This is a genomic window from Streptomyces sp. NPDC051976, assembly GCF_040680795.1.
In the GTDB taxonomy this organism is placed as follows: Bacteria; Actinomycetota; Actinomycetes; order Streptomycetales; family Streptomycetaceae; genus Actinacidiphila.
Genome location: NZ_JBFAXL010000008.1, coordinates 15,632 through 42,130, shown reverse-complemented (window position 1 = coordinate 42,130; position 26,499 = coordinate 15,632). Strand labels below are relative to the sequence as shown.

23 protein-coding genes and 1 tRNA gene are annotated in these 26,499 nt (G+C 72.5%); 15 read left to right on the top strand and 9 right to left on the bottom strand.

Annotation, left to right across the window (positions count from 1 at the left end; genetic code table 11):
- Window positions 1-85: 85 nt before the first annotated feature.
- The 10 genes from AB0M29_RS11490 to AB0M29_RS11445 all read left to right on the top strand — a co-directional run bounded on the left by AB0M29_RS11490 (window position 86) and on the right by AB0M29_RS11445 (window position 12,595).
- Complete coding sequence (locus AB0M29_RS11490) at window positions 86-1,273, top strand: ubiquitin-like domain-containing protein (RefSeq protein ID WP_365381991.1); 1,188 nt, start codon at window positions 86-88, stop codon at window positions 1,271-1,273.
- Window positions 1,274-1,345: 72 nt separating this feature from the next.
- A complete protein-coding gene (gene rsmA / locus AB0M29_RS11485; RefSeq protein WP_365381990.1) occupies window positions 1,346-2,209 on the top strand; it encodes a 16S rRNA (adenine(1518)-N(6)/adenine(1519)-N(6))-dimethyltransferase RsmA in 864 nt (287 codons plus the stop codon).
- 282 nt (window positions 2,210-2,491) lie between these two features.
- Window positions 2,492-3,457 (top strand): 4-(cytidine 5'-diphospho)-2-C-methyl-D-erythritol kinase, encoded by a 966-nt coding sequence (locus AB0M29_RS11480; RefSeq protein ID WP_365381989.1) that lies wholly within the window; start codon window positions 2,492-2,494, stop codon window positions 3,455-3,457.
- Window positions 3,458-3,533: 76 nt separating this feature from the next.
- On the top strand, window positions 3,534-5,324 hold the full coding sequence (locus AB0M29_RS11475) for an ABC-F family ATP-binding cassette domain-containing protein (RefSeq protein ID WP_365381988.1): 1,791 nt from the start codon (window positions 3,534-3,536) through the stop codon (window positions 5,322-5,324).
- A gap of 105 nt (window positions 5,325-5,429) precedes the next feature.
- The gene (locus AB0M29_RS11470) at window positions 5,430-7,124 is read left to right on the top strand and encodes a PQQ-binding-like beta-propeller repeat protein (RefSeq protein WP_365381987.1); all 1,695 of its coding nucleotides are present in this window, start codon (window positions 5,430-5,432) and stop codon (window positions 7,122-7,124) included.
- Between the two features lie 180 nt (window positions 7,125-7,304).
- Window positions 7,305-8,009: a LuxR C-terminal-related transcriptional regulator gene (locus AB0M29_RS11465; RefSeq protein WP_365381986.1), complete on the top strand. Its 705-nt coding sequence runs from the start codon at window positions 7,305-7,307 to the stop codon at window positions 8,007-8,009.
- A gap of 232 nt (window positions 8,010-8,241) precedes the next feature.
- Complete coding sequence (galT, locus tag AB0M29_RS11460; protein ID WP_365381985.1) at window positions 8,242-9,288, top strand: galactose-1-phosphate uridylyltransferase; 1,047 nt, start codon at window positions 8,242-8,244, stop codon at window positions 9,286-9,288.
- Window positions 9,285-10,316 (top strand): UDP-glucose 4-epimerase GalE, encoded by a 1,032-nt coding sequence (gene galE, locus AB0M29_RS11455; protein WP_365381984.1) that lies wholly within the window; start codon window positions 9,285-9,287, stop codon window positions 10,314-10,316. The genes galT and galE overlap by 4 nt, the downstream gene beginning before the upstream one ends.
- Complete coding sequence (galK, locus tag AB0M29_RS11450) at window positions 10,313-11,458, top strand: galactokinase (protein WP_365381983.1); 1,146 nt, start codon at window positions 10,313-10,315, stop codon at window positions 11,456-11,458. Before galE ends, galK begins: the two co-directional genes overlap by 4 nt.
- Before the next feature lie 276 nt (window positions 11,459-11,734).
- Window positions 11,735-12,595: a response regulator transcription factor gene (locus AB0M29_RS11445; RefSeq protein WP_365381982.1), complete on the top strand. Its 861-nt coding sequence runs from the start codon at window positions 11,735-11,737 to the stop codon at window positions 12,593-12,595.
- Here AB0M29_RS11445 and AB0M29_RS11440 read toward each other — a convergent pair.
- Complete coding sequence (locus AB0M29_RS11440; protein ID WP_365381981.1) at window positions 12,554-13,051, bottom strand: MarR family transcriptional regulator; 498 nt, start codon at window positions 13,049-13,051, stop codon at window positions 12,554-12,556. The genes AB0M29_RS11445 and AB0M29_RS11440 overlap by 42 nt on opposite strands.
- A 137-nt stretch (window positions 13,052-13,188) precedes the next feature.
- On the opposite strand from AB0M29_RS11440, the gene AB0M29_RS11435 reads away from it, so the two are divergent.
- Together AB0M29_RS11435 and AB0M29_RS11430 are read left to right on the top strand one after the other, a co-directional pair.
- The gene (locus AB0M29_RS11435; RefSeq protein WP_365381980.1) at window positions 13,189-14,016 is read left to right on the top strand and encodes a trans-aconitate 2-methyltransferase; all 828 of its coding nucleotides are present in this window, start codon (window positions 13,189-13,191) and stop codon (window positions 14,014-14,016) included.
- Window positions 14,013-14,399, top strand: coding sequence for a VOC family protein (locus tag AB0M29_RS11430; protein ID WP_365381979.1), 387 nt, complete (start codon window positions 14,013-14,015; stop codon window positions 14,397-14,399). The genes AB0M29_RS11435 and AB0M29_RS11430 overlap by 4 nt, the downstream gene beginning before the upstream one ends.
- Window positions 14,400-14,477: 78 nt before the next feature.
- Here AB0M29_RS11430 and AB0M29_RS11425 read toward each other — a convergent pair whose 3' ends face one another.
- The 6 genes from AB0M29_RS11425 to AB0M29_RS11400 form a co-directional block, all read right to left on the bottom strand.
- Complete coding sequence (locus AB0M29_RS11425; protein WP_365381978.1) at window positions 14,478-14,972, bottom strand: hypothetical protein; 495 nt, start codon at window positions 14,970-14,972, stop codon at window positions 14,478-14,480.
- Window positions 14,973-15,020: 48 nt separating this feature from the next.
- A complete protein-coding gene (gene pth, locus AB0M29_RS11420; RefSeq protein WP_365381977.1) occupies window positions 15,021-15,614 on the bottom strand; it encodes an aminoacyl-tRNA hydrolase in 594 nt (197 codons plus the stop codon).
- 81 nt (window positions 15,615-15,695) lie between these two features.
- A complete protein-coding gene (locus AB0M29_RS11415; RefSeq protein ID WP_365381976.1) occupies window positions 15,696-16,310 on the bottom strand; it encodes a 50S ribosomal protein L25/general stress protein Ctc in 615 nt (204 codons plus the stop codon).
- Window positions 16,311-16,508: 198 nt separating this feature from the next.
- Window positions 16,509-17,480 (bottom strand): ribose-phosphate diphosphokinase, encoded by a 972-nt coding sequence (locus tag AB0M29_RS11410; protein ID WP_365381975.1) that lies wholly within the window; start codon window positions 17,478-17,480, stop codon window positions 16,509-16,511.
- 142 nt (window positions 17,481-17,622) lie between these two features.
- Complete coding sequence (gene glmU, locus AB0M29_RS11405) at window positions 17,623-19,065, bottom strand: bifunctional UDP-N-acetylglucosamine diphosphorylase/glucosamine-1-phosphate N-acetyltransferase GlmU (protein ID WP_365381974.1); 1,443 nt, start codon at window positions 19,063-19,065, stop codon at window positions 17,623-17,625.
- Window positions 19,066-19,184: 119 nt separating this feature from the next.
- Window positions 19,185-19,256, bottom strand: a tRNA-Gln gene (locus AB0M29_RS11400).
- Window positions 19,257-19,494: 238 nt separating this feature from the next.
- Here AB0M29_RS11400 and AB0M29_RS11395 point away from each other — a divergent pair.
- Together AB0M29_RS11395 and AB0M29_RS11390 are read left to right on the top strand one after the other, a co-directional pair.
- Window positions 19,495-20,487, top strand: coding sequence for a fatty acid desaturase (locus AB0M29_RS11395; RefSeq protein WP_365381973.1), 993 nt, complete (start codon window positions 19,495-19,497; stop codon window positions 20,485-20,487).
- 115 nt (window positions 20,488-20,602) lie between these two features.
- Window positions 20,603-21,205, top strand: a complete 603-nt coding sequence (locus AB0M29_RS11390) for a TetR/AcrR family transcriptional regulator (RefSeq protein ID WP_365382158.1) — start codon at window positions 20,603-20,605, stop codon at window positions 21,203-21,205.
- 45 nt (window positions 21,206-21,250) lie between these two features.
- Here the strand turns inward: AB0M29_RS11390 and ppc are convergent, their stop codons facing one another.
- A complete protein-coding gene (ppc, locus tag AB0M29_RS11385) occupies window positions 21,251-23,983 on the bottom strand; it encodes a phosphoenolpyruvate carboxylase (protein ID WP_365381972.1) in 2,733 nt (910 codons plus the stop codon).
- A gap of 184 nt (window positions 23,984-24,167) precedes the next feature.
- On the opposite strand from ppc, the gene AB0M29_RS11380 reads away from it, so the two are divergent.
- Window positions 24,168-25,463 carry a histidine kinase gene (locus tag AB0M29_RS11380; RefSeq protein ID WP_365381971.1) on the top strand — a complete coding sequence of 432 codons (1,296 nt, stop codon included), beginning with the start codon at window positions 24,168-24,170 and terminating at the stop codon, window positions 25,461-25,463.
- Between the two features lie 103 nt (window positions 25,464-25,566).
- Here AB0M29_RS11380 and AB0M29_RS11375 read toward each other — a convergent pair whose 3' ends face one another.
- The gene (locus AB0M29_RS11375; protein WP_365381970.1) at window positions 25,567-26,475 is read right to left on the bottom strand and encodes a cellulose-binding protein; all 909 of its coding nucleotides are present in this window, start codon (window positions 26,473-26,475) and stop codon (window positions 25,567-25,569) included.
- Between the last annotated feature and the right edge of the window lie 24 nt (window positions 26,476-26,499).

The following is a 26,499-nucleotide window of genomic DNA, read 5'->3' as shown; positions in this document are numbered from 1 at the left end:
CGTCACTCCATGGGTGCGTTTGATGACCCTCCGTGTCGGTTAAGCTCCCGGTGCCGAAACCGGACCCCGCAGCCGTGGAGCCGTCGTGAGCAATGCGCAGGGCACACACCGAGCCACCCCGGCCGCCGCGGGGCACACGCCCGGCGTCCGGCTGGTGCCGCGGGTACTCGTCGCCGCCGTGCTGGCGGGCGGCACCGGGGCGTACGTGATGGCCGACAAGGCGGTGCAGCTCACGGTGGACGGGCAGCCGCGCACCGTGCACACCTTCGCCGACGACGTGGGCGGCGTGCTGCGCCGTCAGGGCGTGTCGGTCGGCGCCCACGACATCGTGGCGCCGCGCCCCGACCAGCCCGTGCACGACGGTGACGAGGTGGCGGTCCGCTACGGGCGCCCGCTCTCCCTCACCCTCGACGGCCGCCACCAGCGGATCTGGACCACCGGCAGGACGGTCGCCGAGGCGCTGAGCCTGCTCGGCGTGCGGGCGGACGGCGCCTATCTCAACGCCTCGCGCGACGCGTCCATCGGCCGCCACGGCCTCTTCCTCGACGTCCGCACGGAGCGCACGGTCACCGTGCTGGCCGACGGCCGGGAGCACACCGTACGCACCAACGCCGGTACGGTCCGGCAGGCGGTCGCCGACGCGGGCGTCACGATGACCGGCCAGGACACCACCTCCGTCGACCCCGACAGCTTCCCGCGCGACGGCCAGACGCTGTCGGTGCTGCGGATCACCGGCCGGGAGGAGATCCACCGCGAGCCGGTCCCGTACCGCACGGTGACCCAGCACGACCCCGCGTTGGCGGCGGGCACGCAGGCCGTCGTCAACCCCGGCCGCACGGGGCTGCGCAAGATCACGTACTCCTTCCGTACGGTCAACGGCGTACGGCAGCGCGCCACGATCACCGGCAGCGAGCTGGAGCGGGCGCCGGTCGACCGGGTCGTCCGGGTCGGCACCAGGGCGCTGCCCGACAACGGCGGTCACGGCGGAAGCCTCGGCGGCGGTCAGGGCGGCGGGGGCCCCGCCGGAAGCGCCGACCACCTCAACTGGCACGGCCTCGCCCAGTGCGAGGCGGGCGGCCGCCCGCACGCCGTGGACCCCACCGGCAGGTACGGCGGGCTCTACCAGTTCGACAGCCACACCTGGCACAGCCTCGGGGGCCACGGCCGTCCCCAGGACGCCCCGGCGGCCGAGCAGACGATGCGCGCGAAGAAGCTGTACGTCCGGAGCGGCAGCCACCCCTGGCCCGCCTGCGGCCACCGCCTGCACGGCTAGGGCACGCCCCGGGAACCGTCCGGGCCCCGGCGGCGGCGGGGGCGGGGCCGCCGCCCCCGTACCCTTGCGGGTGTGAGTACGACAGATCCCGACGCCCTGCTCGGACCGGCCGACATCCGTGAGCTGGCCGCCGCTCTGGGCGTACGCCCGACCAAGCAGCGCGGCCAGAACTTCGTCATCGACGCGAACACCGTGCGGCGGATCGTCAGGACCGCCGACGTCCGCCCCGACGACACCGCCGTCGAGGTCGGGCCGGGGCTCGGCTCGCTCACCCTCGCGCTGCTGGAGGCCGCGGACCGGGTCACCGCGATCGAGATCGACGACGTGCTCGCCGCCGCGCTCCCGGCCACCGTCGCGGCGCGGATGCCGTCCCGCGCCGACCGGTTCGCGCTGGTGCACCGCGACGCGATGCTCGTCGACGAGCTGCCGGGACCGCCGCCCACCGCCCTGGTGGCGAATCTGCCGTACAACGTGGCCGTACCGGTGCTGCTGCACATGCTGGCCACCTTCCCCAGCATCGAGCGCACCCTGGTCATGGTGCAGGCCGAGGTCGCCGACCGGCTCGCCGCCCGGCCCGGCAACAAGGTCTACGGTGTCCCGTCGGTGAAGGCGAACTGGTACGCGGAGGTCAAGCGCGCGGGCTCCATCGGCCGCAACGTCTTCTGGCCCGCGCCGAACGTCGACTCCGGGCTGGTCTCGCTGGTCCGCCGCGACCCGCCGAAGACGACCGCGAGCCGCGCCGAGGTGTTCGCCGCCGTGGACGCGGCCTTCGCCCAGCGCCGCAAGACGCTGCGCGCGGCGCTGGCGGGCTGGGCGGGCTCCGCCCCCGCCGCCGAGGCCGCCCTGCTCGCCGCGGGCGTCTCCCCGCAGGCCCGCGGCGAGTCCCTGACGGTGGAGGAGTTCGCGGCGATCGCCGAACACCGACCAGCCGCCTGACGCGGTCCCCGCGGGAAGCACCGAAGACCCAGGAAGCCCGCGGAACCGCCCGCCCTGCCGCCCCCTCCGCCCGCCACGACCTCTCGCCCGACTGCTGATCGCGGGCAGCCGCCCACCTCCGCACCGCACGAATCGCCGCCCGCCCCGCCCGTCCGCAGCCCACCCGCTCGAACCTCGCCCGTCGTCCGCCCGCCCGAAGCCCGCCGCCCTCCGGCGGCAGCCATCGTCCGCGCCGCCCGTACGCTCACCGCATCCACCACCCCCCGCACCGAGGAGTCCCGCGTGACCGCCGCAGCGACACCCGTATCCGACGCCGGCCGCGCCAGCGGCGCGGTCACCGTCCGCGTGCCCGCGAAGGTCAACGTGCAGCTCGCGGTGGGCGGGCGGCGGCCGGACGGCTTCCACGACCTGGCGAACGTCTTCCTCGCCGTGGGGCTGTACGACGAGGTGACGGCCGCCCCGGCGGACGGACTGCGGATCACGGCCGAGGGCCGGGACACCGAGAACATCCCGCTGGACGCGACGAACCTGGCGGCCAGGGCCGCCGCCGCGCTCGCCGCGCGGCACGGCATCGCGCCCGACGTCCATCTGCACATCGTCAAGGACATCCCGGTCGCGGGCGGCATGGCGGGCGGCAGCGCGGACGCGGCGGCGGCGCTGCTGGCCTGCGACGCGCTGTGGGGCCTGGACACTCCTCGGGACGCGCTGCTGGAGATCTGCGCCGAGCTGGGCAGCGACGTGCCGTTCAGCCTGGTCGGCGGGGCGGCGCTGGGGGAGGGGCGCGGTGAGCTGCTCACCCCGCTGGAGGTGAGCGGCCCCTTCCACTGGGTCTTCGCCGTCGCCGACGGCGGGCTGTCCACCCCGGCCGTCTACCGCGAGTGCGACCGGCTGCGGCAGGAGTCAGGGACCGGCGACACCATCGACGACATCCCCGTACCGGCCGCCGACCCCGCGCTGCTCGCGGCGCTGCGCACCGGCGACCCGCACGCGCTGGCCGCGGCCCTCGGCAACGACCTGCAGGCCGCCGCGCTCTCGCTGCGGCCCGCGCTGGCCGCCACCCTGCGCACCGGCACCGACGCGGGCGCCCTCGCCGCCCTGGTCTCCGGCTCAGGGCCCACCTGCGCCTTCCTGGCGCCCGACGCCGACACCGCGGCGAAGATCGCCACCACCCTCACCGAGTCCGCCACCTGCCTCGCCGCCCGCCCCGCGACCGCGCCCGCCCCGGGCGCCACCGTGCTGGGGCGCTGACCCCGCCGGGCCGACCGGGGCCCGGGCGGCCCGGACTACGCTGAACACCGACACCCCGCAGCTTGGAGAGCACATAGTGGCCGTCAACCTGGTCAACGTCGAAGCCGTCGGCAAGACATACGGCACCCGGGCACTGCTCGACGGCGTGTCCCTCGGCGTGTCCGAGGGGGACAGGACCGGCGTCGTCGGCCGCAACGGCGACGGCAAGACCACGCTGATCCGGATGCTCGCCCGGTTGGAGGAGCCCGACAGCGGCCGCGTCACCCACCAGAGCGGGCTGCGGCTGGGCGTGCTGACCCAGCACGACAGCCTGGACCCGGCCGCGACCGTCCGGCACGAGGTCGTCGGCGACCGCGCCGACCACCAGTGGGCGGGCGACGCGAAGATCCGCGACGTGCTCACCGGACTCTTCGGCGGCCTGGAGCTGCCCGGCTTCCCGCAGGGCCTGGACACCGTGATCGGCCCGCTGTCCGGCGGCGAGCGCCGCCGTATCGCGCTGGCGAAGCTGCTGATCGAGGAGCAGGACCTGCTCATCCTCGACGAGCCGACCAACCACCTCGACGTCGAGGGCATCGCCTGGCTCGCGGGCCACCTCCAGGTCCGCCGCTCGGCGCTGGTCTGCGTCACGCACGACCGCTGGTTCCTCGACCAGGTGTGCACCCGCATGTGGGACGTGCAGCGCGGCGCGGTGTACGAGTACGAAGGCGGCTACAGCGACTACGTGTTCGCGCGCGCCGAGCGGGAGCGGATCGCCGCCACCGAGGAGACCAAGCGGCAGAACCTGGTCCGCAAGGAGCTGGCGTGGCTGCGCCGCGGCGCCCCCGCCCGCACCTCCAAGCCCCGCTTCCGCATCGAGGCGGCCAACGAACTGATCGCCGACGTGCCGCCGCCGCGCGACACCGCCGAGCTGATGAAGTTCGCCAACTCCCGCCTCGGCAAGACGGTGTTCGACCTGGAGGACGTCACCGTCCAGGCCGGGCCGAAGGTGCTGCTGAAGCACCTCACCTGGCAGCTCGGCCCCGGCGACCGGGTCGGCCTGGTCGGGGTGAACGGCTCGGGCAAGACCTCGCTGCTGCGGGCGCTCGCCGACGCCGCCACCAGCGACGGCGACAAGCAGCCCGCGGGCGGCCGGGTGATCGTCGGCCGCACGGTCAAGCTGGCGTATCTGTCCCAGGAGGTCGCCGAACTCGACCCGCAGTGGCGGGTGTTGCAGGCCGTGGAGTCGGTGCGGCAGCGCGTCGACCTCGGCAAGGGCCGGGAGATGACCGCGGGCCAGCTCTGCGAGAAGTTCGGCTTCACCAAGGAGAAGCAGTGGACGCCGGTCGGCGACCTGTCCGGTGGCGAGCGCCGCCGGCTGCAGATCCTGCGGCTGCTGATGGACGAGCCGAACGTGCTCTTCCTCGACGAGCCCACCAACGACCTGGACATCGAGACGCTGACCCAGCTGGAGGACCTGCTCGACGGCTGGCCCGGTTCGATGGTGGTCATCAGCCACGACCGGTACTTCCTGGAGCGCACCACCGACCGGGTGTTCGCGCTGCTCGGCGACGCGACTCTGCGGATGCTGCCGCGCGGCGTCGACGAGTATCTGGAGCGCCGCCGCAAGGCCGCGGAGGCGGCCGCGCCCGCTCCGGCGCCGGCCAAGGAGAAGCCCGTCGGCGACACCCGCGCCGCCAAGAAGGAGCTGCAGCGGATCGAGCGGCGGCTCGACAAGGTGGGCGAGCGGGAGGCCGTGCTGCACACCAGCATCGCCGACCACGCCACCGACTTCGAGAAGGTCGCCGTGCTGGACGCGGAGTTGCGCGCGCTGCGTGACGAGCGCGAGGAACTGGAACTGCGGTGGCTGGAGCTCGCGGAGGACGTGTAGCGGCCCGGTAACGGTCCAGCGGCGGCGTGAAGTGCCGGATGGGGCGGGTGATAGAAAGAATTCCCGTTCACCTGTTCCCGCTTCACCGTGCCCGAAGGACCCGCGATGTCGCAGCCGCCCCCGCCGCCGCCCGGAAACCCGCCGCCTCCGCCCGGCGGGGGTTACGGCTATCCGGCCCAGGCGCCCGGACCCGGCCCGGCGCCCAGCGGCGAGAACCCGTACGCGCAGCCCGTGCCGCCGGGGCAGAACCCGTACGCGCAGGCGCCGACCCAAGCGGCCTTCCCGCAGCAGCAGTACCCGCAGCAGGGCCCCCCGCAGGGGCCTCCGCCGCCCCCGCCCGCGCCGGGCTACGGCGGCCAGCAGCCGTACGGCCAGGGGCAGATGCCGCAGGGTCAGCCGCAGTACGGCTACCCGCAGCAGGCTCCGGGGCAGCCGTACGGCACCCCGCCGCCCTACCAGGTCGCGCCGGGCGGTCCCGGCGGGCAGCCGCGGAACAACAACAAGACGCTGGGCATCATCGCGGGCGTGGTCGCGGCCGTGCTGGTCATCGGCGGCGGCGTGTACCTGGCCACCAAGGGCGGCGGCGGGGACGACCCGAAGCCCAAGCCGCTGGCCAGCGGGCAGAACTCCGGGAAGCCGACGCACAGTTCGACGCTGTCCTACAAGTGGGACAAGCCCGCCGACCCGGTCGCGGAGAAGGACAACCTCAAGAACACCGTCGGCATCTGGTTCACCGACAAGTACGTCGTCAAGAACGAGATCAACAAGGTCGTCGGCTACGACCAGAGCACCGGCGCCGTGGCGTGGACCATCCCGGCCCCCTCCAGCGGCGACTGCTCGGCGGCCCGCGACTCGTACAACAACCTCGCGGCCATCCAGTTCGGCGCCGACTGCGAGCAGATCATGGTCATCGACATGGCCAAGGGCAAGCCGGCGTGGACGGCGAATCTGCCCTCCTCGTCCGGCAAGCCCGACTTCAACTACACCGAGATGGCCATCAGCGGCGACACGGTCGGCATCGACTGGATGCGCGGCTCGATCGCCTACCGCCTGAGCACCCAGAAGGTGCTGTGGCAGTCCGGCGACGGCAACTGCGAGGACGACGGCTACGCGGGCGGCAAGCAGTTCGTGGCGGTCGTCAACTGCGACTACAAGTCGTACGAGGTGCAGGTCCTCGACACCGAGAACAACGGCAAGGCCAAGTGGTCGTGGCAGGCGCCGGCCGGCACCAAGGTCAGCGCGATCGTCTCCACCGACCCGGTCGTGGTGCTGCTCGGCAGCGACGACGCCACCTTCACCGACGTGGTGACGCTCAACGCGGGCAGGCTGCAGTCCCGGGTCTCGCTCGGCACCGACAAGTACGACATCAGTGACGACGGCACGGAGAAGCAGGCCGTGCACAACGTCCTGGTCAGCAGCGACACGCTCTATCTGACGCTGCGCAGTTCGGGCGGCGCGAGCAACACCGCGGGCATCGCGGCGTTCAACCTGAGCGACGGCAAGCCGAAGTGGGTGGCCAAGCCGACCGACAAGCACGACATCAGCGGCCTGGACTTCGCCGACGGCAAGCTGCTGGCGTACGAGCCCGCCGACTACGAACTCAGCGGCGCGCTGGTCACCATCGACCCCGCGACCGGCAAGATCGCGCCGTACGCGACCTTCGACGACGCCTCGAAGGACCGGCTGGACGGTTCGAGCCTGCGCAACTACCCGGTCTGGCACAACGGCCACTTCTACCTGGCCACCCGGACCGTCTACGCCACCGACAACAGCCAGTCGTACCTGGTGTCCTTCGGCTGAACCACCGCACAGCGCGCCGTACATACCGCCCGCGCCCCCGATCCGCAGGGTTTCCGCGATAACCGGAACGATCTGCCGATTGGGGGCGCGGGCGGTATGGCGAGCGTGTAGCTTCGCGCACTGGGGTAGGGAGGGGGACCGGGGGCATCCGGCTCCCTGGGGGGATAGGGGATACCCGACATGGGCGTACGGCTCGTCGTGGTCGACGACCACCGGCTGCTCGCCGAGGCACTGGCGTCGGCGCTGAAGCTGCGCGGGCACCGGGTGCTCGCCGCCGCGGCGCCCGCGGCGGGCGCGGCCGAACTGGTACTGAGCAGGTCGCCCGAGGTGTGCCTGTACGGCACGGCGGAGCCCGCCGAGCCCGGGGCCTTCGACGCGGTGGCGCGCATCAAGCGCGAACGGCCCGCGGTGGCCGTGGTGGTGCTCGGCCCGGTGCCCGATCCGCGCGGTATCGCGGCGGCGTTCGCCGCGGGCGCGTCCGGTTACGTCCGCCACGACGAGCGGATCGAGGGCGTGGAGCGCGCGATGGCCAAGGCGCGGGCCGGAGAGGTCGCGGTGGCCCAGCAGTTGCTGCAGGGCGCCTTCGCCGAACTGCTCAACCCCGCGCGGCAGCCGGACGACGAGGGCGCGCGGCTGCTGGAGATCCTCACCCCGCGTGAGATCGAGGTGCTGGTACGGGTCGCCGAGGGCGAGGACACCCGGCTGATCGCCGCCGGGATGCGGATCGCGCCCAGCACCGCGCGCACCCATGTGCAGCGCGTGCTGATGAAGCTCGGTGTCGGCTCCCGGCTGGAGGCGGCGGCGCTCGCGGCCCGTACCGGCCTGCTGGACCGGGCGGCCGGCGGCCCGGTGGGCGGCGCGGTGGGCGGCCCGGCACAGGGCTGACCCCGCGGTGACGTCCGCGGCGGTGCTCGTGGCTGCGCTCGCGGCGGTGCTCGCGCGGATGTTCGTTTAACCCTCACCCTGTTCGTCTTTGTTTGGTTACGCCTCTCCTGGGTGCTCTGCGTCCCCTTTCGGCCTTCCCTAACTTCATGGTCCGTACCTCATTGACGCCACTGTGTCATTGTGATTAATTGTGTGCGGTTCTGTTGAGTGCTTGTGATGAGGGGCCTCAAGGGTGAAGAAGACGACGACTCGGCTCGCGGACGGCCGCGAGCTGATCTACTACGACTCCGCCGACGCGGTGGTCCGCGATGCCGTCGACCGCCGTCCGCTGGAGCCCGTCGCCACCGACTCCGAGCTGCGCGAGGACCCGCTGCTGGGCGACACCGTCGCCATCGCCTCGCACCGCCAGGGACGCACCTACCACCCGCCCGCCGACGAGTGCCCGCTGTGCCCGTCGCGTGAGGGACGGCTCAGCGAGATCCCGGACACCGACTACGAGGTCGTGGTCTTCGAGAACCGCTTCCCGTCGCTGACCGGGGACCGCGGCCGCTGCGAGGTGGTCTGCTTCACCTCCGACCACGACGCGTCCTTCGCCCAGCTCACCCCGGCCCGCGCCCGGCTCGTCCTGGACGCCTGGACCGACCGCACCCGCGAGCTCTCGCAGCTCCCCGGTGTCCAGCAGGTCTACCCCTTCGAGAACCGCGGCCAGGAGATAGGCGTCACGCTCGGCCACCCGCACGGCCAGATCTACGCCTACCCCTTCGTCACCCCGCGCACCTCGCTGATGCTCCGCTCCCTCGGGCAGTACGCCGAGCGCAACCCCGGCCGCAACCTCTTCGACGACGTCCTCGCCGACGAGCGCGCCGACGGCCGCCGGATCGTGCTGTCGGGCGAGCACTGGACGGCCTTCGTGCCGTACTCGGCGCACTGGCCGTACGAGGTGCACCTCTACCCGCACCGCCGGGTGCCCGACCTGCTCGGGCTCGACGAGGAGGCCCGCGCCGAGTTCCCGGAGATCTACCTGGAACTGCTGCGCCGCTTCGACCGGATCTTCGGCGACGACCAGCCGCCGACGCCGTACATCTCCGGCTGGCACCAGGCGCCCTTCGACGATCCGCACCGCCGGGACTTCGGGCTGCACCTGGAGCTTTTCACTATCCGGCGGACATCGGGCAAGCTGAAGTTCCTCGCGGGCTCCGAGTCCGGAATGGGCGCGTTCATCAACGACGTGCCGCCGGAGGCCGCGGCGTTGCGACTGCGAGAGGTAGCGAGCGCGTGAGCACTCAGCCCAAGAAGGTCCTGGTCACCGGTGGCGCCGGATATGTCGGCGGGGTGGTGGCCGCGCGTCTGCTGGCCGCCGGGCACCGGGTGACCGTGCTCGACGACCTCTCCACCGGCTTCCGGGCCGGAGTGCCGCAGGGCGCGGAGTTCGTCGAGGGCCGGATCCAGGACGCGGCGAAGGTGCTCGACGGCAGCTATGACGCGGTGCTGCACTTCGCCGCCTCCTCGCAGGTCGGCGAGTCGGTCGCCAACCCCGAGAAGTACTGGCGCAACAATGTGGCGGGCACCCTCGAACTGCTCGCCGCGATGCGGGCGTCGGGCGTGCGCACCCTGGTCTTCTCCTCCACCGCGGCCACCTACGGCGAGCCGGTCTCCGTCCCCATCACCGAGGACGCGCCGACCGCGCCCACCAACCCGTACGGCGCCACGAAGCTCGCCGTCGACCACATGATCAGCGGGGAGTGCGCCGCGCACGGCCTGTCCGCGGTGAGCCTGCGCTACTTCAACGTGGCGGGCGCGCACGGCGTCCAGGGCGAGCGGCACGACCCCGAGTCGCACCTGATCCCGCTGGTGCTCCAGGTCGCGCAGGGCCGCCGTGAGGCGATCTCCGTCTTCGGCGACGACTACCCGACGCCCGACGGCACCTGCCTGCGCGACTACATCCATGTCGCCGACCTCGCCGAGGCCCATCTGCTGGCGCTGGACAAGGCGACGGCGGGCGAGCACCTGATCTGCAATCTCGGCAACGGCGAGGGCTTCTCGGTCCGCCAGGTCATCGAGGCCGCCCGGCAGGTCACCGGCCACCCGATCCCGGTCCGCACCGAACCGCGGCGGGCGGGCGACCCGGCCGTCCTGGTCGCCTCGGCCGAGCGGGCCCGGCAGCGGCTGGGCTGGCAGCCCACCCGTACCGACCTCGCGGAGATCATCCGCGACGCCTGGAACTTCGCGCAGTCACTCGCACAGGACACCCAGCACAGCCAGAACACCCAGCACACCCACGTCACGCAGGGGGAGGACGGACGATGACCGATGCCGCGCTCGAGACGTTCGAGATAGCGTTCAAGGACGTCTTCGGCCGCGCGCCGGAAGGGACCTGGGCGGCTCCGGGCCGGGTCAACCTCATCGGCGAGCACACCGACTACAACGACGGCTACGTGATGCCGTTCGCGCTGCCGCACCGCACGCGGGCGGCGGTCGCCCGCCGCGACGACGGGCTGCTGCGCGTGCACTCCGCCGAGATGGACGGCGGCGTGGTGGAGCTGCGGGTCGCCGACCTCGCGCCCGGCACCGCGAGCGGCTGGGCGACCTACCCGGCCGCCGTGCTGTGGACGCTGCGCGAGGCCGGGCACGACATCGGCGGCGCCGACATCCACTACGACAGCACGGTGCCGGTCGGCGGCGGCCTGTCGTCCTCCGCCGCCCTCCAGGTCGTCACCGCCCTGGCCCTCACCGAACTGGCCGGCCTCGACCTGCCGCGCCAGGAACTCGCCCTGCTCTGCCAGCGCTCGGAGAACGTCTACGTCGGCGCCCCCGTCGGCGTCATGGACCAGACCGCCTCCGCCTGCTGCACCGAGGGCCACGCCCTCCACCTCGACGTGCGCGGCCTCGGCCAGCGGCAGGTGCCCTTCGACCTCGCCGCCGAGGGGCTGGAACTGCTCGTCGTCGACACCCGGGTCAAGCACGCGCACGCCGACGGCGCCTACGGGGAGCTGCGCGCGGGCTGCGAGGCCGCGGCCGCCGCGCTCGGGCTGCCCGCGCTGCGCGACATCCCCTACGCGGGTCTTGACGACGCCCTGCGGGCGCTGCCGGACGACCGGCTGCGCCGGCTGACCCGGCACGTCGTCACCGAGAACCGCCGCGTCGAGGAGGTCATCGCGCTGCTCGACGCCGGGCGCACCCGGGAGATCGGCCCGGTCCTCACCGCGGGCCACGTCTCGCTCCGGGACGACTTCCGGATCTCCTGCCCCGAACTCGACCTCGTGGTGGACACCGCGCTCGCCTCCGGCGCCCTGGGCGCCCGGATGACCGGCGGCGGCTTCGGCGGCTCGGCGATCGTGCTGACCGACACCGCCGCCGCCCCGGCCCTCACCGCCACTCTGAACGCCGCCCTGCCCGCGGCCCGTATCTTCGCCACCACCCCCTCCCGGGGCGCGCACCGGCTGTCGTGACGGCGGCCGCCGGGGCCTTCGGGGCCCGGGAATCGAGGGCTGGAGTCACGCAGGCCACAGGCGTATCCGAGTAGAGGGAACTTCCGGCAAGACGGCACCAATGTCGGGCGGACGCCCCTAACCTTTTGGCAGCGCCGGTGGGGGCCGGCGTGCATCAGGGGGCGAGACGCAGGGGGTCCGGCACCCGGGAGGGGCGGCGGTCCCGGGCCGGGTGCCGGATCCCATGTGAGCGATGCCCCGCCACTGGGGGAGTGCCCTGCACTGGGAGTGGTAGCCGTGGGACGAATTCGCGTACTCGTCGTCGATGATCACCGCATCTTCGCCGAGTCGCTCGCCGCCGCTCTCGCGGCGGAGCCGGATGTCGACGTGTCGGCCGCGGGCAGCGGCCCCGCCGCGCAGCGCTGTCTCGACCGCGCCGCGGCGGACAACCGGCGCTATGACGTACTGCTGGTCGACGCCGACCTCGGCGACGGCCCGCGCCAGGCGTCGCCGGTGCTCGCCGCGCAGGGGGCGGCGCAGGCACCGCAGGTGGCGCAACTGGCGCACACACCGGCCGCCGCGCCGGTCGCGCTGGCGGCGGTGCCGCGTATCCCGGTCGAGTCCGAACCGGTCGTCGACGGGCTGACGTTGGTGGAGCGGGTGCGCGCCGACTACCCCGGGACCCGTACCGTCGTGCTCGCCGAGCGGGACGACGCCCGGCGCGCGGCCCGCGCGCTGCAGGCGGGGGCGTCCGGCTGGGTCGCCAAGGACTGCTCGCTGTCGCGGCTGCTCGCGGTGGTCCGCGGGGTGCTGCGGGACGAGACGCATCTGCCGCCCGCGCTGCTCACCGGAGTGCTGCGGGAGCTGACCGCGGCCCGCAGGCACCGCACCGAGAGCGAGCGGCTGGTGGAGTCGCTGACGCCGCGCGAGCAGGAGGTGCTGCGCTGCATGGTCGCGGGCCTGGGCCGTAAGGCGGTCGCCGAGCGGCTGTATCTGTCGCCGCACACCGTCCGCACCCATATGCAGAACGTGCTGGGGAAGTTGGGCGTGCACTCCACGCTGGCCGCGGTCGCGCTGGCCCGCCGGGCGGGCGTCGGTCCCGTCGAACTGCTGCCGTCAGCCGGGGACGTTGTCGAAAGGCGCGGTCAACTGTCGTAGCAGATCCGCCAGTTCGCTACGCTGACGAGTGCTCAGCTCGCCCAGGATCGCTCGTTCCTGGGCGAGCAGTCCGGCCAGCGCCTGGTCGGCGCGGTCCTGCCCCTCAGGGGTGAGGCGGACCAGGACGCCGCGCCGGTCGGTGGGGTCGGGCAGCCGCTCGACCAGCCCTTTCTTCGCGAGCCGGTCGATCCGGTTGGTCATGGTGCCCGAGGTGACCAGGGTCTGGGTCAGCAACTGGCCGGGGGAGAGCTGATACGGCGCCCCCGCCCGCCGCAGCGAGGTGAGGACGTCGAACTCCCAGGGCTCCAGGTTGTGCTCGGAGAACGCCAGCCGCCGGGCCCGGTCAAGATGCCGGGCGAGCCTGCTGACGCGGCTGAGCACCTCCAGCGGTTCCACGTCGAGGTCGGGGCGCTCTCGGCGCCATGCAGCGACCAGCCGGTCGACCTCGTCCTCCATGCCGATCAGTGTAGTAGGTCTGTCGACATGAAGTCTCTTGACATCAAGATATATCCCGGAGGAACCTAGATCCAACGGGAGGGCTGAACGCGGCCCTCCGCTTCGGCAGCGGATTCGCAGAGCCAGGGAGCACGACGATGCACGCAGCACCAACGTGGGACCCGCAACAGTATCTCCGCCACTCCACCCACCGCACCCGCCCCTTCCTCGACCTCCTCACCCGGATAACCGACCTCCCCGGCGGTGACTCGCCGCGGATAGCCGACATCGGCTGCGGTCCCGGCAACGTCACCGCGCTGCTCGCCGACCGCTGGCCCGGCGCGCGGATCACGGGCTTCGACAGCTCACGGGAGATGCTGGCCGCCGCGGCGGAGTACGCGGGACCCACTGCGGGCGGCGGCGAGCTGGACTTCCGGCGCGCCGACGCGGCCCACTGGACACCCGACGAGCCCTATGACCTGATCGTCTCCAACGCCGCGCTCCAGTGGGTGCCCGGCCACGCGGAGCGCTTCCCCGACTGGCTCGACCACCTCACCCCCGGCGGCACCCTGGCCTTCCAGGTGCCGGGCAACTTCACCGCGCCCAGCCACGCCCTGCTCGCGGAGCTGTGCGACACCCCGCGGTGGCGCGCGCGGCTCGACGGACACGGCCGCCGCTATGTGCACATCCTCAGCCCCGCCGACTACCTGGAGCGGCTCACCGGCCTCGGCTGCGCCGCCGACGTCTGGGAGTCGACGTACGTACAGCTGCTGCAGGGCGAGGACCCGGTGCTGGAGTGGACCAAGGGCACCGCGCTGCGGCCGGTGCTCACCGCGCTCGACGAGGACAGGGCGGCGGTGCAGGAGTTCGTCGGCCAGTACCGCGACCTGCTGCGCAAGGCGTACCCCTCCGGCCCGCACGGCACCGTCTTCCCCTTCCGGCGGATCTTCGCCGTCGCCCGCACCGCCCAGGAGGCCGCCGCGTGATCACCGCTCTCGACCATGTCCAGCTCGCCGCCCCGCCGGGCGCCGAGGACGAGCTGCGGGCGTACTACACCGGGGTGCTGGGGATGACCGAGCTGACCAAGCCGCCGGTGCTCGCGGCGCGCGGCGGCTGCTGGTTCGGCGCGGGCGGCGTCGTGCTGCACCTGGGCGTCGAGCAGGACTTCAGGCCGGCCCGCAAGGCCCATCCGGGCATCCGGGTGAGCGGCATATACGCCTACGCCAAGAGACTGGAGTCGCACGGCGCCAAGGTCGTCTGGGACTACGACCTGCCGGGGCACGAGCGCTTCTACTCCGAGGACCCGGTGGGCAACCGGCTGGAGTTCCTGGAGCCGACGCCGCTGAAGGCCGACGGCCCGACCGGCTGACCGGATGCCCGGGACCACGGGGGCGGCTGGACGGCGGCCGCCCCCGTACCGCTCATGCCCGGGTCACCCCATGTGGGGTCACAGCATCAGGAAGGCCCCGGCCAGCAGCGCCGCCCCGGCCGCCGCCACGCCCCAGGCCGTACGCCGCATCCGCAGGCCCCCGGCGAACACCACGGCCGCCAGCAGCAGGGCGCCGCCCAGCGGCACCCAGGCGTAGAGGATGCCGCCCCACCCGGCGCGCACCACCTTGTCGGTGCCCGGCTCGACCGCGACCGGCACGCGCTGCCCGGTGCGGCGGCGGATCGGCAGGCTGATGGTGACCTTCTGCCGGGCGGTTGCCGAGCCCTGGGGCTCGAAGGGGCCGGTGCAGGTGGATTCGCCGCAGCTCACCAGCGTCATCGTGCCGCGCTCACGGCCCTTGGTGAGCATCACGAAGTGCGCGGTCCGCCAGGAGTCCCACGCGCCGGACGCCAGCAGGAGCACTATCAGCGCGGACATGCCCACCACCCGGGCGAGCAGCACCAGGCCCCAGGTGCCCTCGGCTATCCGGCGGGAGCGGCTGCGTTTGACCATGCGGGCGATCTTTGGCCATTACCTGCCGTCCGGTCAACCTGCGGCCGGTCAGCTGTTGTACGTGCTCTGCGCGCGCTCCAGACCCTCGGTGACCAGCGCCTCGACCGCGTCGGCCGCCCGGTCCACGAACCAGTCCAGCTCCTTGCGCTCGCCGGACGAGAAGTCCTTGAGCACGAAGGCCGCCACGTCCATCCGGCCTGGCGGGCGCCCGATCCCGGCCCGCACCCGCAGATAGTCGGGGCCCAGTGACTTGGTGATCGATTTCAGGCCGTTGTGTCCGTTGTCACCGCCGCCGAGTTTGAGCCGCAGGGTGGCGTAGTCGATGTCCAGCTCGTCGTGGACCGCGATGATCCGCGCGGTGGGCACCTTGTAGAAGTCCCGCAGCGCGGTGACCGGACCGCCGGAGAGGTTCATGTACGACTGCGGCTTGGCGAGCACCACCCGCTGGTTCGCCGGTCCCGGCGCGCCGATCCGGCCCTCGACCACCTGGGCCTGGGCCTTCTGGGCACGCTTGAACCTGCCGCCGATCCGCTCGGCGAGCAGGTCGGCCACCATGAACCCGATGTTGTGCCGGTTCCCCGCGTACTCGGGGCCCGGGTTGCCCAGACCCACGACCAGCCAGGGTCCTTCGCTGTCGGTCATCGCCATCTCTCGTCTCGGCCGGGCTGCGGAAACGGCCGCCGCCGCACCCCGAGGGGTACGACGGCGGCCGGAGTGCGCGGACTACGCCTCGGGGGCGGCGTCCTCGACGGCGGCGGCGGGCTCCTCGCCCTCCTCCTCGGTCTCCTCGACGGCCTCGACCTGGGCCGCGACGATCTGGATGACGACCGCGTCCTCGTCGGTGGCCAGCGTGGAGCCCTTGGGCAGCTCGATGTCCTTGGCGAGGATGGAGGCGCCGGCCTCCAGGCCCTCGACGGAGACGGTGACGGCGGTCGGGATGTGGGTGGCCTCGGCCTCGACCGGCAGGGTGTTGAGCACGTGCTCCAGCAGGTTGCCGCCGGGGGCCAGCTCGCCCTCGGTCTGCACCGGGATCTCGACGGTGACCTTCTCGCCGCGCTTCACGGAGAGCAGGTCGACGTGCTCCAGGTGGCCGCGCAGCGGGTCACGCTGGACCGCCTTGGGGATGACCAGCTCGGACTTGCCGTCGATCTCCAGGGAGATCAGCACGTTCGCGGTGCGCAGCGCCAGGAGCAGCTCGTGGCCGGGGACGGAGACGTGCTTGGGGTCGGCGCCGTGACCGTAGATGACGGCGGGGACCAGGTGGGCGCGGCGGGTGCGGCGGGCGGCGCCCTTGCCGAACTCGGTGCGCAGCTCAGCGGTGATCTTGACCTCGGACATGAGGCTCAACTCCTCGGGGATGGCGACTGGCGTGTTCACGGTCGCCCGACCCACGACGGGCCGTTCCACATTACGAGGAGCGCGTCGATAACGGAGTGCCTGGACGCAAGACGTCCGCGGCCTCCCTCGCCGAGCAACGCGGACAGCGTAACCGGCGGGGAGGCCGCGGACGAAATCGATCTTGCGGGAGGTCGACCGTCAGTGGTCGAACAGGCTGGTCACCGAGCCGTCCTCGAACACCTCGCGCACCGCGTTGGCGATCAGCGGCGCCATCGAGAGCACCGTGATCTTGTCGAGCGCCAGCTCGCTGGGCGTCGGCAGGGTGTCGGTGAGGATGAACTCGCTGACCTTGGAGTTCTTCAGCCGGTCCGCGGCGGGGCCGGAGAGCACCCCGTGGGTGGCGGTGACGATGACGTCCTCCGCGCCGTTGGCGAAGAGCGCGTCGGCGGCGGCGCAGATGGTGCCGCCGGTGTCGATCATGTCGTCGACCAGTACGCAGACCCGGCCCTTGACGTCACCGACGACCTCGTGGACGGTCACCTGGTTGGCGACATCGGGGTCGCGGCGCTTGTGGACGATGGCCAGCGGCGCGCCCAGCCGGTCGCACCAGCGGTCGGCGACCCGGACCCGGCCGGCGTCCGGCGAGACGATGGTGAGCTTGTCGCGGTCCACCTTGGCGCCCACGTAGTCCGCCAGTATCGGCAGCGCGAACAGGTGGTCCACCGGGCCGTCGAAGAAGCCCTGGATCTGGTCGGTGTGCAGGTCGACCGTGAGGATACGGTCGGCGCCCGCGGTCTTGAACAGGTCCGCCATCAGCCGGGCCGAGATCGGCTCCCGGCCGCGGTGCTTCTTGTCCTGCCGGGCGTAGCCGTAGAACGGCACGATCACGGTGATGCTCCGCGCCGACGCCCGCTTCAGGGCGTCGAGCATGACGAGCTGTTCCATGATCCACTTGTTGATCGGAGCGGTGTGGCTCTGGATCAGGAAGCAGTCGGCGCCGCGCGCCGACTCCTGGAACCGCACATAGATCTCGCCGTTGGCGAAATCGAAAGCCTTGGTGGGCACCAGCTCGACCTCGAGCTCGTGTGCCACCGCCTCCGCCAGATCGGGGTGGGCGCGGCCGGAGAAGAGCATCAGCTTCTTCTCGCCGGTCGTCTTGATCCCGGTCACTGCACCGTCTCCTTGGTGTTTCGACTGGTGTTCGGCACAGCGCCGCCCAGAGTTCGGCGGGCTGGCGGAATTGTGTGCACCACACACGGTACGCCCCATCCGGCGCACCTGTGCACCTCAGGGGCCGCCGATGAGACGACGCTCACTCACCCTGCTGGGCGCGTTCGGCGGCCTGGGCCGCCGCGCTGCCGGGACGCTTGCGCGCCACCCAGCCCTCGATGTTGCGCTGCTGCCCGCGGGCGACGGCCAGCGACCCGGACGGCACGTCCTTGGTGATCACCGATCCGGCCGCGGTGTAGGCGCCGTCCCCGACCGTCACCGGGGCCACGAACATGTTGTCCGAGCCCGTCTTGCAGTAACTGCCGATCGTGGTGTGGTGCTTGGCCTCGCCGTCGTAGTTCACGAAGACGCTGGCGGCGCCGATGTTGGTGTAGTCGCCGATGGTGGCGTCACCCACGTAGCTGAGGTGCGGCACCTTGGTGCCCTCGCCGATGGAGGCGTTCTTCATCTCGACGTACGTGCCGGCCTTGGCCTTGCGGCCGAGCCTGGCGCCGGGCCGCAGGTAGGCGTACGGGCCCACGGTGGCCTCCTCGCCGACCTCCGCCTGGTCGGCGACGGTGTTGGAGACCCGGGCGCCCGCGCCGACCACCGTGTCGGTGAGCGTGCAGTTGGGGCCGACCTCGGCGCCCGCGGCGACGCTGGTGGCGCCGAGGAGCTGGGTGTTGGGGAGCACCACCGCGTCCGGCTCGAAGGTGACGGAGACGTCCACCCAGGTCGAGGCGGGGTCGACGATGGTCGCGCCGTCCAGCATGGCCTGGGTGAGCAGCCGGTCGTTGAGCACCCGGCGGGCCTCGGCGAGCTGCACCCGGTTGTTCACCCCGGCGATCTCCCGGTGGTCGGCGGCGACGAACGCGCCGACCCGGTGGCCGGACTCGCGCAGGATGGCCAGGGTGTCGGTCAGGTACTCCTCGCCCTGCGAGTTGTCCGTGGTGACCTTGCCGAGCGCGTCGGCGAGCAGGGCGGCGTCGAAGGCGTAGACCCCGGAGTTGATCTCCGCGATCGCCCGCTGCTCCTCGCTGGCGTCCTTCTGCTCCACGATCGCGGTGACCTGGCCGTCGGCGCCGCGGATGATCCGCCCGTAGCCGGTGGGGTCGGGCACCTGCGCGGTGAGCACGGTCACGGCGTTGCCGTCCGTCTCGTGCGCGCCGACCAGGGTGTGCAGGGTGTCGCTGGTGAGCAGCGGGGTGTCGCCGTAGGTCACCACCACGGTGCCGTCCAGGACGACGCCCTGCCCGGCCAGCTCGGCCAGGCCGATGCGGACCGCGTGGCCGGTGCCGTTCTGCTCGTGCTGCACGGCGGTGAGGGCCCGCGGGTCGATGCCCGCCAGATGCGCGGTGACCTGCTCGCGGGCGTGCCCGACGACCACCACGAGGTGCTCGGGGTCGAGATCGCGGGAGGCGGCCACGACATGGCCGACCAGGGTGCGGCCGCAGATCGCGTGCAGGACCTTGGGGGTGGCCGACTTCATGCGCGTGCCCTCACCCGCGGCGAGGATGACGACGGCAGCCGGACGGTTGGGGCTCACGGCGGAGACTCCTCGGCTTCGGGTGCTGGACACCCGCAGGATACCGACGGGTTGTGGAGGGGGCACCGGGCGGCCCCGGCCGGACCTGGCCGGGAGCCTCCGCTGAACTGCCCGCACTGCTCCGCCGCCAGGACTCGAACCCGGACAGAGGGCACCAAAAGCCCCAGTGCTGCCAATTACACCACGGCGGATCAACTCGGCGTTCGTGACCCGTTGTCGGGCCGGCCGAGCTGGACTTCACCATCATGCCGTACGACGGGGGGTGGGCGCGACGGCGATCCTGGGTACAGCCTTGGGGGAAGAGATCGCCTGGCGGGCCACGCCAGGTGGTCCTGTCGCACGTCGCGCACCGCTGCAATACTTACGGAGCCGTAAGTTACGACCGTGACCGGCGCAATCCAGCCCCCTCCGCATCCGCAAGGGACACACATGACCACACAGACGGACGTGATCACCGAGTCCCGGGAACCCGGGCCCTCGGGACAGCAAGATCCGCAGGCCAGCGCGACCCGTGGCGGCGAGAGCAAGCGCTCGATCGAGCAGATCGCCCTGCTGATCTTCATCACCATTCCCTTCGTGGCCCTGGTCGCCGCCATTCCGCTTGCCTGGGGCCGCGGCATGAGCTGGCTGGATCTGGGCCTGATGATCGGCATGTACTATCTCGGCTGCCACGGCGTGACGATCGGCTTCCACCGGTACTTCACCCACGGCTCCTTCAAGGCCAACCGGCCGCTGCGGATCGCGCTCGCGGTCGCCGGTTCGATGGCCGTCGAGGGCCCGATCGTGCGCTGGGTCGCGGACCACCGCAGGCACCACAAGTTCAGCGACGCCGAGGGCGACCCGCACAGCCCGTGGCGGTACGGCGAGACGCTGCCCGCGCTGATGAAGGGCCTGTGGTGGGCGCACATGGGGTGGCTCTTCGACGAGGAGCAGACCTCGCAGGCGAAGTACGCGCCCGACCTGATCAAGGACCCGGCGATCCGCCGCATCTCCCGCGACTTCTGGGTGTACACCACGCTGTCGCTGCTCATCCCGCCGGTGATCGGCGGCCTCGTCACCATGTCGTGGTACGGCGCCTTCACCGCGTTCTTCTGGGGCTCGCTCGTCCGAGTGGCCCTGCTGCACCACGTCACCTGGTCGATCAACTCGATCTGCCACGCGGTCGGCAAGCGCCCGTTCAAGTCCCGTGACCGCTCCGGCAACGTGTGGTGGCTGGCCGTGCTCTCCTGCGGCGAGTCGTGGCACAACCTCCACCACGCCGACCCCACCTCCGCCCGGCACGGCGTGCTGCGCGGCCAGGTCGATTCCAGCGCCCGGATCATCCGCTGGTGCGAGCAGCTCGGCTGGGCGACCGACGTCCGCTGGCCCACCCCGGAGCGGATCGCGGCCCGGCGCAAAGAAAGCGTCAGCGAAGCGGCATGATTGAGCCGTGAGCGACGGCAGCGGTTCGAGCGGCGACGGCAGAGACGGCAGGACGGCGACCACCGGGAAAACCGGTACGAACGGCACGGCGGCCCGCCGTGCGCGACGGGTCCGGATGACCGGCAAGGAACGGCGCGAGCAGCTCCTCGACATCGGCCGGACCCTCTTCGCCGAACGCGGCTTCGAGGGCACCTCCGTCGAGGAGATCGCCCACAAGGCCGGGGTGTCCAAGCCGGTGGTCTACGAGCACTTCGGCGGCAAGGAAGGGCTCTACGCCGTCGTCGTCGACCGTGAGATGCGGCGGCTGCTCGACATGGTCACCGGCGCGCTCACCGGAGGACACCCGCGTGAGCTGCTGGAACAGGCCGCCTTCGCCCTGCTCGACTACATCGAGCAGTACACCGACGGGTTCCGCATCCTCGTCCGCGACTCGCCGGTCGCCCAGTCGACCGGTACCTTCGCCTCGTTGATCAGCGACATCGCCACCCAGGTCGAGGACATCCTCGGCCACGAGTTCAAACAGCGCGGCTTCGACTCCAAGCTCGCCCCGATGTACGCCCAGGCCCTGGTCGGCATGGTCGCCCTCACCGGCCAGTGGTGGCTCGACGCCCAGAAGCCCAAGAAGGCCGAGGTCGTCGCCCACCTGATCAACCTGTCCTGGAACGGCCTCTCGGGCCTGGACGCCAAGCCGCGCCTCATCGGCCACCGCAAGAACTGAACGCCGGACGGGCTGAGAAATCAGCCCGTCCGGCGCTTTCGTGTCTCAGCCCGTGTTGCGCAGGCCCGCTGCCACGCCGTTGACGGTCAGCAGGAGGGCGCGGGCGAGCAGGGGGTCCGGGTCCTCGCCGCGGGCGGCCGCGGCGCGCTGGCGGGCCAGCAGGGTGACCTGGAGGTAGGAGATCGGGTCCAGGTACTGGTCGCGGATGCGGAACGTCTGGGCGAGCAGCGGGCTGCCCGCGAGCAGCTCGTCCTCACCGGTGATCCGCAGCACCTCCCGTACGGTCAGCTCGTGCTCCGCCTCGATGTCGGCGAAGACGTGCTTCAGCTCGTCCGGCACCAGGGTGTCCACGTAGTGCCGGGCGATCCGCAGATCCGTCTTGGCCAGCGTCATCTCGACGTTGGACAGGAAGTTGCGGAAGAAGTGCCACTGCCCGTACGCCTCGTCGATGACCTCGCCGAGCCCGGCCTCGCGGGCCGCCTTCAGACCGGAGCCGACGCCGTACCAGCCGGGCACGATCTGCCGGGACTGCGTCCAGCCGAAGACCCACGGGATGGCCCGCAGCCCGTCCAGGCCCGCGTCGGAGTCCGGGCGGCGCGACGGCCGCGAGCCCAGGTGCAGCTCGCCGAGCTGGTCGACCGGGGTCGAGGCGAAGAAGTACGGCGGCAGGTCCGGGTCCTCGACCAGCTCGCGGTAGGCGGTGTGGGCGGTGTCCGAGACGATGTCCATCGCCGCGTCCCAGCGCGCCAGCGCCTCGTCGGACTGCCGGGGCGCGGTGTGCAGCGCCGACGCCTGGAGGGTGGCGGCGACCGTCAGCTCCAGGTTCTCCCGGGCCAGCGAGGGCAGCAGGTACTTGTCGGAGATGACCTCGCCCTGCTCGGTCACCTTGATCTCGCCCTCCAGGGTGCCCCAGGGCTGGGCGAGGATCGCGGTGTGCGAGGGGCCGCCGCCGCGGCCGACGGTGCCGCCGCGGCCGTGGAAGAGCCGCAGCCGCACACCGTGCCGGTGCGCCACGTCACGCAGCCGCCGCTGCGCCCGGTGGATCTCCCACTGCGAGGTGGTGATGCCGCCGAACTTCGACGAGTCGCTGTAGCCGAGCATGACCTCCTGGACGTCGCCGCGCAGCGACACCAGCCGCCGGTACGACGGGTCCGACAGCATCTCGTCCAGCAGCTGGTCGGCGATCTTCAGCTCGTCGGTGGTCTCCAGCAGCGGCACGATGCCGATCTTGGCGATCCCGGCGTGCAGGTCGATCAGCCCGGCCTCCCGGGCCAGCACCGCCGCCGCGAAGACGTCGTCGGAGCCCAGGCACATGGAGATGATGTACGACTCCACGACCTCCGGCCCGAACCGCTCGAACGCCTCGCTGATGGTGTGGAACACCCCCAGCGTCTTGGCGCCCGCCGCGTCCAGCGGCGCCGGGGTCGGGGCCAGCGGCCGCCGCGAGCGCAGCTCCTTGGCCAGCAGCTTGCGCCGGTACTCGCGCGGCATGTCGGCGTACCGCCAGGACTCCTCGCCGAGCCGGTCGAAGAGCTGGCCCAGTGCGTGGTGGTGGGCCTCGGCGTGCTCCCGTACGTCCATCGTCGCCAGCTGCAGGCCGAACGCGGACAGGGTGCGGATCGTACGGTCCACCCGGCCGTCGGCGATCAGGCCGCCGCGGTGGGCGCGCAGCGAGCTCTGGATCAGCTCCAGGTCGTGCAGCAGCCCGGCGGTGCCCAGGTAGTCGCGGCCAGGGACGTGCGGAGTGCCACTGGCCAGCCTCTCCCGGGTGTTGACCAGCTTCTGCCGGACACAGGTCGCCTTGAGCCGGTAGGGCTCCTCCGCGTTCAGCCGCTTGTAGCGCGGGCTGATCTCGGGCAGCGCCACCAGGTCGGTGGCGAGCGAGTCCAGCAGGTCGGTGGACGCGCCGCAGTTGCGGATCGAGTTGGACAGCGCGCCGCGCAGCACGTCGACCAGTTCCAGCGCGTCGGTGATGCCGTGCTCGTGCTGGAGGATCAGCACGTCCCAGGTGACCTGCGGAGTGACGTTCGGGTTGCCGTCGCGGTCGCCGCCGATCCAGGTGCCGAAGGTCAGCGGCCGGGTCTGGGCGGGCAGCGGCAGGCCGACCCGCTCCAGCTCGGCGGCCAGGTCCTCCAGCACGTCGCCGACCGCGCCCGCGTGCAGCTCGTCCAGGTAGTAGATGGCGTTCCTGGCCTCGTCCGCGGGCTCGGGGCGCACCACCCGCAGCTCGTCGGTCTGCCACAGCAGGTCGATGCTCTCCGCGAGCCGCAGGTCGGCCCGCCGCCGGTCGCCGCCCGTCAGACCCGTGTCGTCGAGCAGCTCGGCGATCCGGCGCAGCTTGTTCAGCACGCTGCGGCGGGCGGCCTCGGTGGGGTGCGCGGTGAAGACCGGCCGCACGTTGAGGTTGCGCACGCTGTCGCGGACATGGGCCGCGTCGCCGTCCTTGAGCAGGTCCGCGGTCTGGGCGAGCAGCCCGCCCTCGACGGCCCGGCGCTCGCGCAGGTCCCGGCCGCGGTGCACCTGCTCGGTGACGTTCGCCAGGTGGAAGTAGGTGGAGAAGGCCCGCACCAGCTTGGCGGCCGTCTCCAGGTCGGTCCCGCCGAGCAGCGCGGCCGCCGCCTCGCCGTCGCTGCGGGTCAGGGCCCGTACCCGCTCGACCAGGTCGAGGAGGTCCTGCCCCTCCTGTCTCACCAGCGTGCCGCCGAGCAGCTCACCCAGGCGTCGGATGTCGGCTCGCAGGGCTGTACTGCTGTCCGGGGCGGTGTCGGCGCTGCTCACAGGTGCGGCTCCTTGTGCAGGGGAAGGGACGGGGGGTGCTTCGGAGTACCAGGGGTACTCGCGGACCGCGCTGTCCGACCGGTCCAGGATAGGTGGCCGTCCTTCCGTCGAGACGGGCCGCCCATTTGGCGGACACCGTGACGGGGCCGATGCGCTCTTCCGCGCCTCGCCTAGTCTGGACGCCATGAGTTCGACGGGGGCGCACGTACCGGACGACGGGGCTGGAGGACGGCCCGCGTCCGGCTGGTGGTGGTGGACGCGGCGGCGGAGCTTCGTCCTGGACGCGACGCTGGCCGCGGTGTCGGCGCTGGAGTGCGCCTTCGAGGGCGCGACCTTCGCACAGAAGACCGGCTTCCCGACCAGTGTGGGCGCGCTGCTCGGCGTGGTCGTCGGCGCGGTGCTGCTGCTGCGGCGGCGCTGGCCGGTCGCGGTGGTGCTGGTGAGCATCGCCGTCTCCCCGGCGCAGGTGGGCTTCGCCCTGTCCCTGGTCGGCCTCTACACCCTGGCCGCGTCCGAGGTGCCGCGCCGGATCACCGCCGCGCTCGCCGGGATGAACGGCTTCGGCACCATGCTGGTGGCCTTCCTCCAGTTCCAGGACAACCTGCGGGACTCCGACAGCGGCTCCTCGCTGACGCTGCCGCTGATCCTGGTCATCTCGGTCCTGATGGCGCTCGGCCTGACCGCGCCGCCGGTGCTGCTGGGGTTGTACGTACGGGCCAGACGGCGGCTGGTGGAGAGCCTGCGGGAGCGGGCGGACGGCCTGGAGCGCGAGCTGGAGCTGCTCGCGGAGAAGGCTGCCGAGCGGGCCGAGCGGGCCCGGGCGGAGGAGCGCACCCGGATCGCCCGCGACATGCACGACGTGGTCGCGCACCGGGTCAGCCTCATGGTGGTGCACGCGGCGGCGCTCAAGGCGGTGGCCCTCAAGGACCCGGCCAAGGCGTCGGCCAGCGCCGAACTCCTCGGCGACATGGGGCGCGAGGCGCTCACCGAACTGCGGCAGATGCTGGGCGTACTGCGTACGGCGGACACCGCGCCGGTGCCGGCCGCCGCGGCCGCCCGGGCGCTGGCCTTCACCGAGGTCGGCGAGGAGCAGGGACCGTGCCTGGAGCAGCTGGGCGAGCTGGTCGAGCAGTCGCAGGCGGCCGGGATGACGGTGGAGCTGGTGGTCGAGGGCGAGGCACGGGACTGCGGGCCGCGGGTGGAGCAGACGGTCTACCGCGTGGTGCAGGAGGCGCTCACCAACGTCCACAAGCACGCGGCGGGCGCGAAGGCCCATGTCCGCCTGGTCTACCGCGAGGTCGAGATCGCCGTCCTCGTCGTCAACGGCCCCTCCGACGGCACCCCCGCCACCCCCCTCCCCAGTGGCGGCCACGGCCTGCTCGGCATGAAGGAACGCGTCACCACCCACGGCGGCGGCTTCGCCGCCGGCCCCACCCCCGACGGCGGCTTCCGCGTCTCAGCGATGCTCCCGCTGGGCTGAGCCCGACGGCGGGCTGGGGCTGCGGGTCGGCCCGCAGACGGCATCGGAGTCGCACGGGTGGTGCGGGTGGGAAAAAAGCACATCGCGCCGCAGGCGCGCGGGTTCAGGACTCGGGGTCCGGGGCCTGCTCCGGGAGGGTGCGGCCGGTGAGGGCGGCGAGGGTGGAGCGGACGTGGGCGAGGTGGGCGCGAATCTCGTCGCGGTGCTCCTCGTGCTCGCGGAGGGAGCGCTCAGCCTCCCGCCGCACCCGCTCCTCGTGCAGGCGGGCCTGCGCGAGCAGCGCGGCTGCCCGCTCCTCCGCCTCCCGCTGCTGCTGCCGCAGCGCCTCCTCCGCCTCAGCCCGCTCCTGGTGCGCCTCGGCGAGCCGCCGCTCCGCGTCGCCGAGGAGGTCGGCGAGCCTGCTGTCGACTCCCGCCTCCCGCTCGGCCAGCTCGTGCTCCAGCGTGTCCATCCGCTCGCGCCGCTCCTTGTCCACCTCCGCCAGCGAGCGGTTGACGTCCTGCCGTACGGCCTCCATCGCCGCGCCGGCCTCACCGCGTACCGCCTCGGCCTCGGCGCGGGCCTGCCCGAGGATCTCCGCGGCCCGCGCGCACGCCTCGTCCAGCATCCGGTCGGCCTGGTCCTCGGCCGCGGCCAGCCGCGCCGACGCCGCCGCCCGCGCCTCGTCCTGGAGGGTGCGCCGCGCCGTCTCGGCCGCGTCCCGCGCGTGCTGCGCCTCGACCTCGGCCCGGTCGCGTACCGCCGCGGCCTCCTCCTCGACCAGCCGCAGCAGCTCCTGCGCGCCCTCGCCCAGCGCGTCGAACGCGGCCGAGCCCAGCGCCTCCACCTGCTGGCGCAGCGCCACGCACTCGGCGTCCATCTCGTTGGCCAGCACGGTGAGGCGGGCGGCCCGCTCCCAGGCGGCGTCGCGATCCTCCGACAGCTCCTCCAGGAATCTGTCGACCTGGTCGGGGCGGTACCCACGGCCACGCGCGGTCTCGATCCCACGGGGTGTTGTCGTGTTGCTGCTCATGCCTGTGCCCCTCGCCGTTGGGCG

Excerpts from the sequence above, each read along its gene's own strand:
- AB0M29_RS11470 (WP_365381987.1), top strand. The coding sequence starts at position 5,430 with ATGTCGCAGCCGCCCCCGCCGCCGCCCGGAAACCCGCCGCCTCCGCCC.
- AB0M29_RS11465 (WP_365381986.1), top strand. The coding sequence starts at position 7,305 with ATGGGCGTACGGCTCGTCGTGGTCGACGACCACCGGCTGCTCGCCGAG.
- galK (WP_365381983.1), top strand. The coding sequence starts at position 10,313 with ATGACCGATGCCGCGCTCGAGACGTTCGAGATAGCGTTCAAGGACGTC.
- AB0M29_RS11440 (WP_365381981.1), bottom strand. The coding sequence starts at position 13,051 with ATGGAGGACGAGGTCGACCGGCTGGTCGCTGCATGGCGCCGAGAGCGC.
- AB0M29_RS11435 (WP_365381980.1), top strand. The coding sequence starts at position 13,189 with ATGCACGCAGCACCAACGTGGGACCCGCAACAGTATCTCCGCCACTCC.
- AB0M29_RS11425 (WP_365381978.1), bottom strand. The coding sequence starts at position 14,972 with ATGGTCAAACGCAGCCGCTCCCGCCGGATAGCCGAGGGCACCTGGGGC.
- pth (WP_365381977.1), bottom strand. The coding sequence starts at position 15,614 with ATGACCGACAGCGAAGGACCCTGGCTGGTCGTGGGTCTGGGCAACCCG.
- AB0M29_RS11415 (WP_365381976.1), bottom strand. The coding sequence starts at position 16,310 with ATGTCCGAGGTCAAGATCACCGCTGAGCTGCGCACCGAGTTCGGCAAG.
- AB0M29_RS11395 (WP_365381973.1), top strand. The coding sequence starts at position 19,495 with ATGACCACACAGACGGACGTGATCACCGAGTCCCGGGAACCCGGGCCC.
- AB0M29_RS11390 (WP_365382158.1), top strand. The coding sequence starts at position 20,603 with ATGACCGGCAAGGAACGGCGCGAGCAGCTCCTCGACATCGGCCGGACC.
- AB0M29_RS11380 (WP_365381971.1), top strand. The coding sequence starts at position 24,168 with ATGAGTTCGACGGGGGCGCACGTACCGGACGACGGGGCTGGAGGACGG.
- AB0M29_RS11375 (WP_365381970.1), bottom strand. The coding sequence starts at position 26,475 with ATGAGCAGCAACACGACAACACCCCGTGGGATCGAGACCGCGCGTGGC.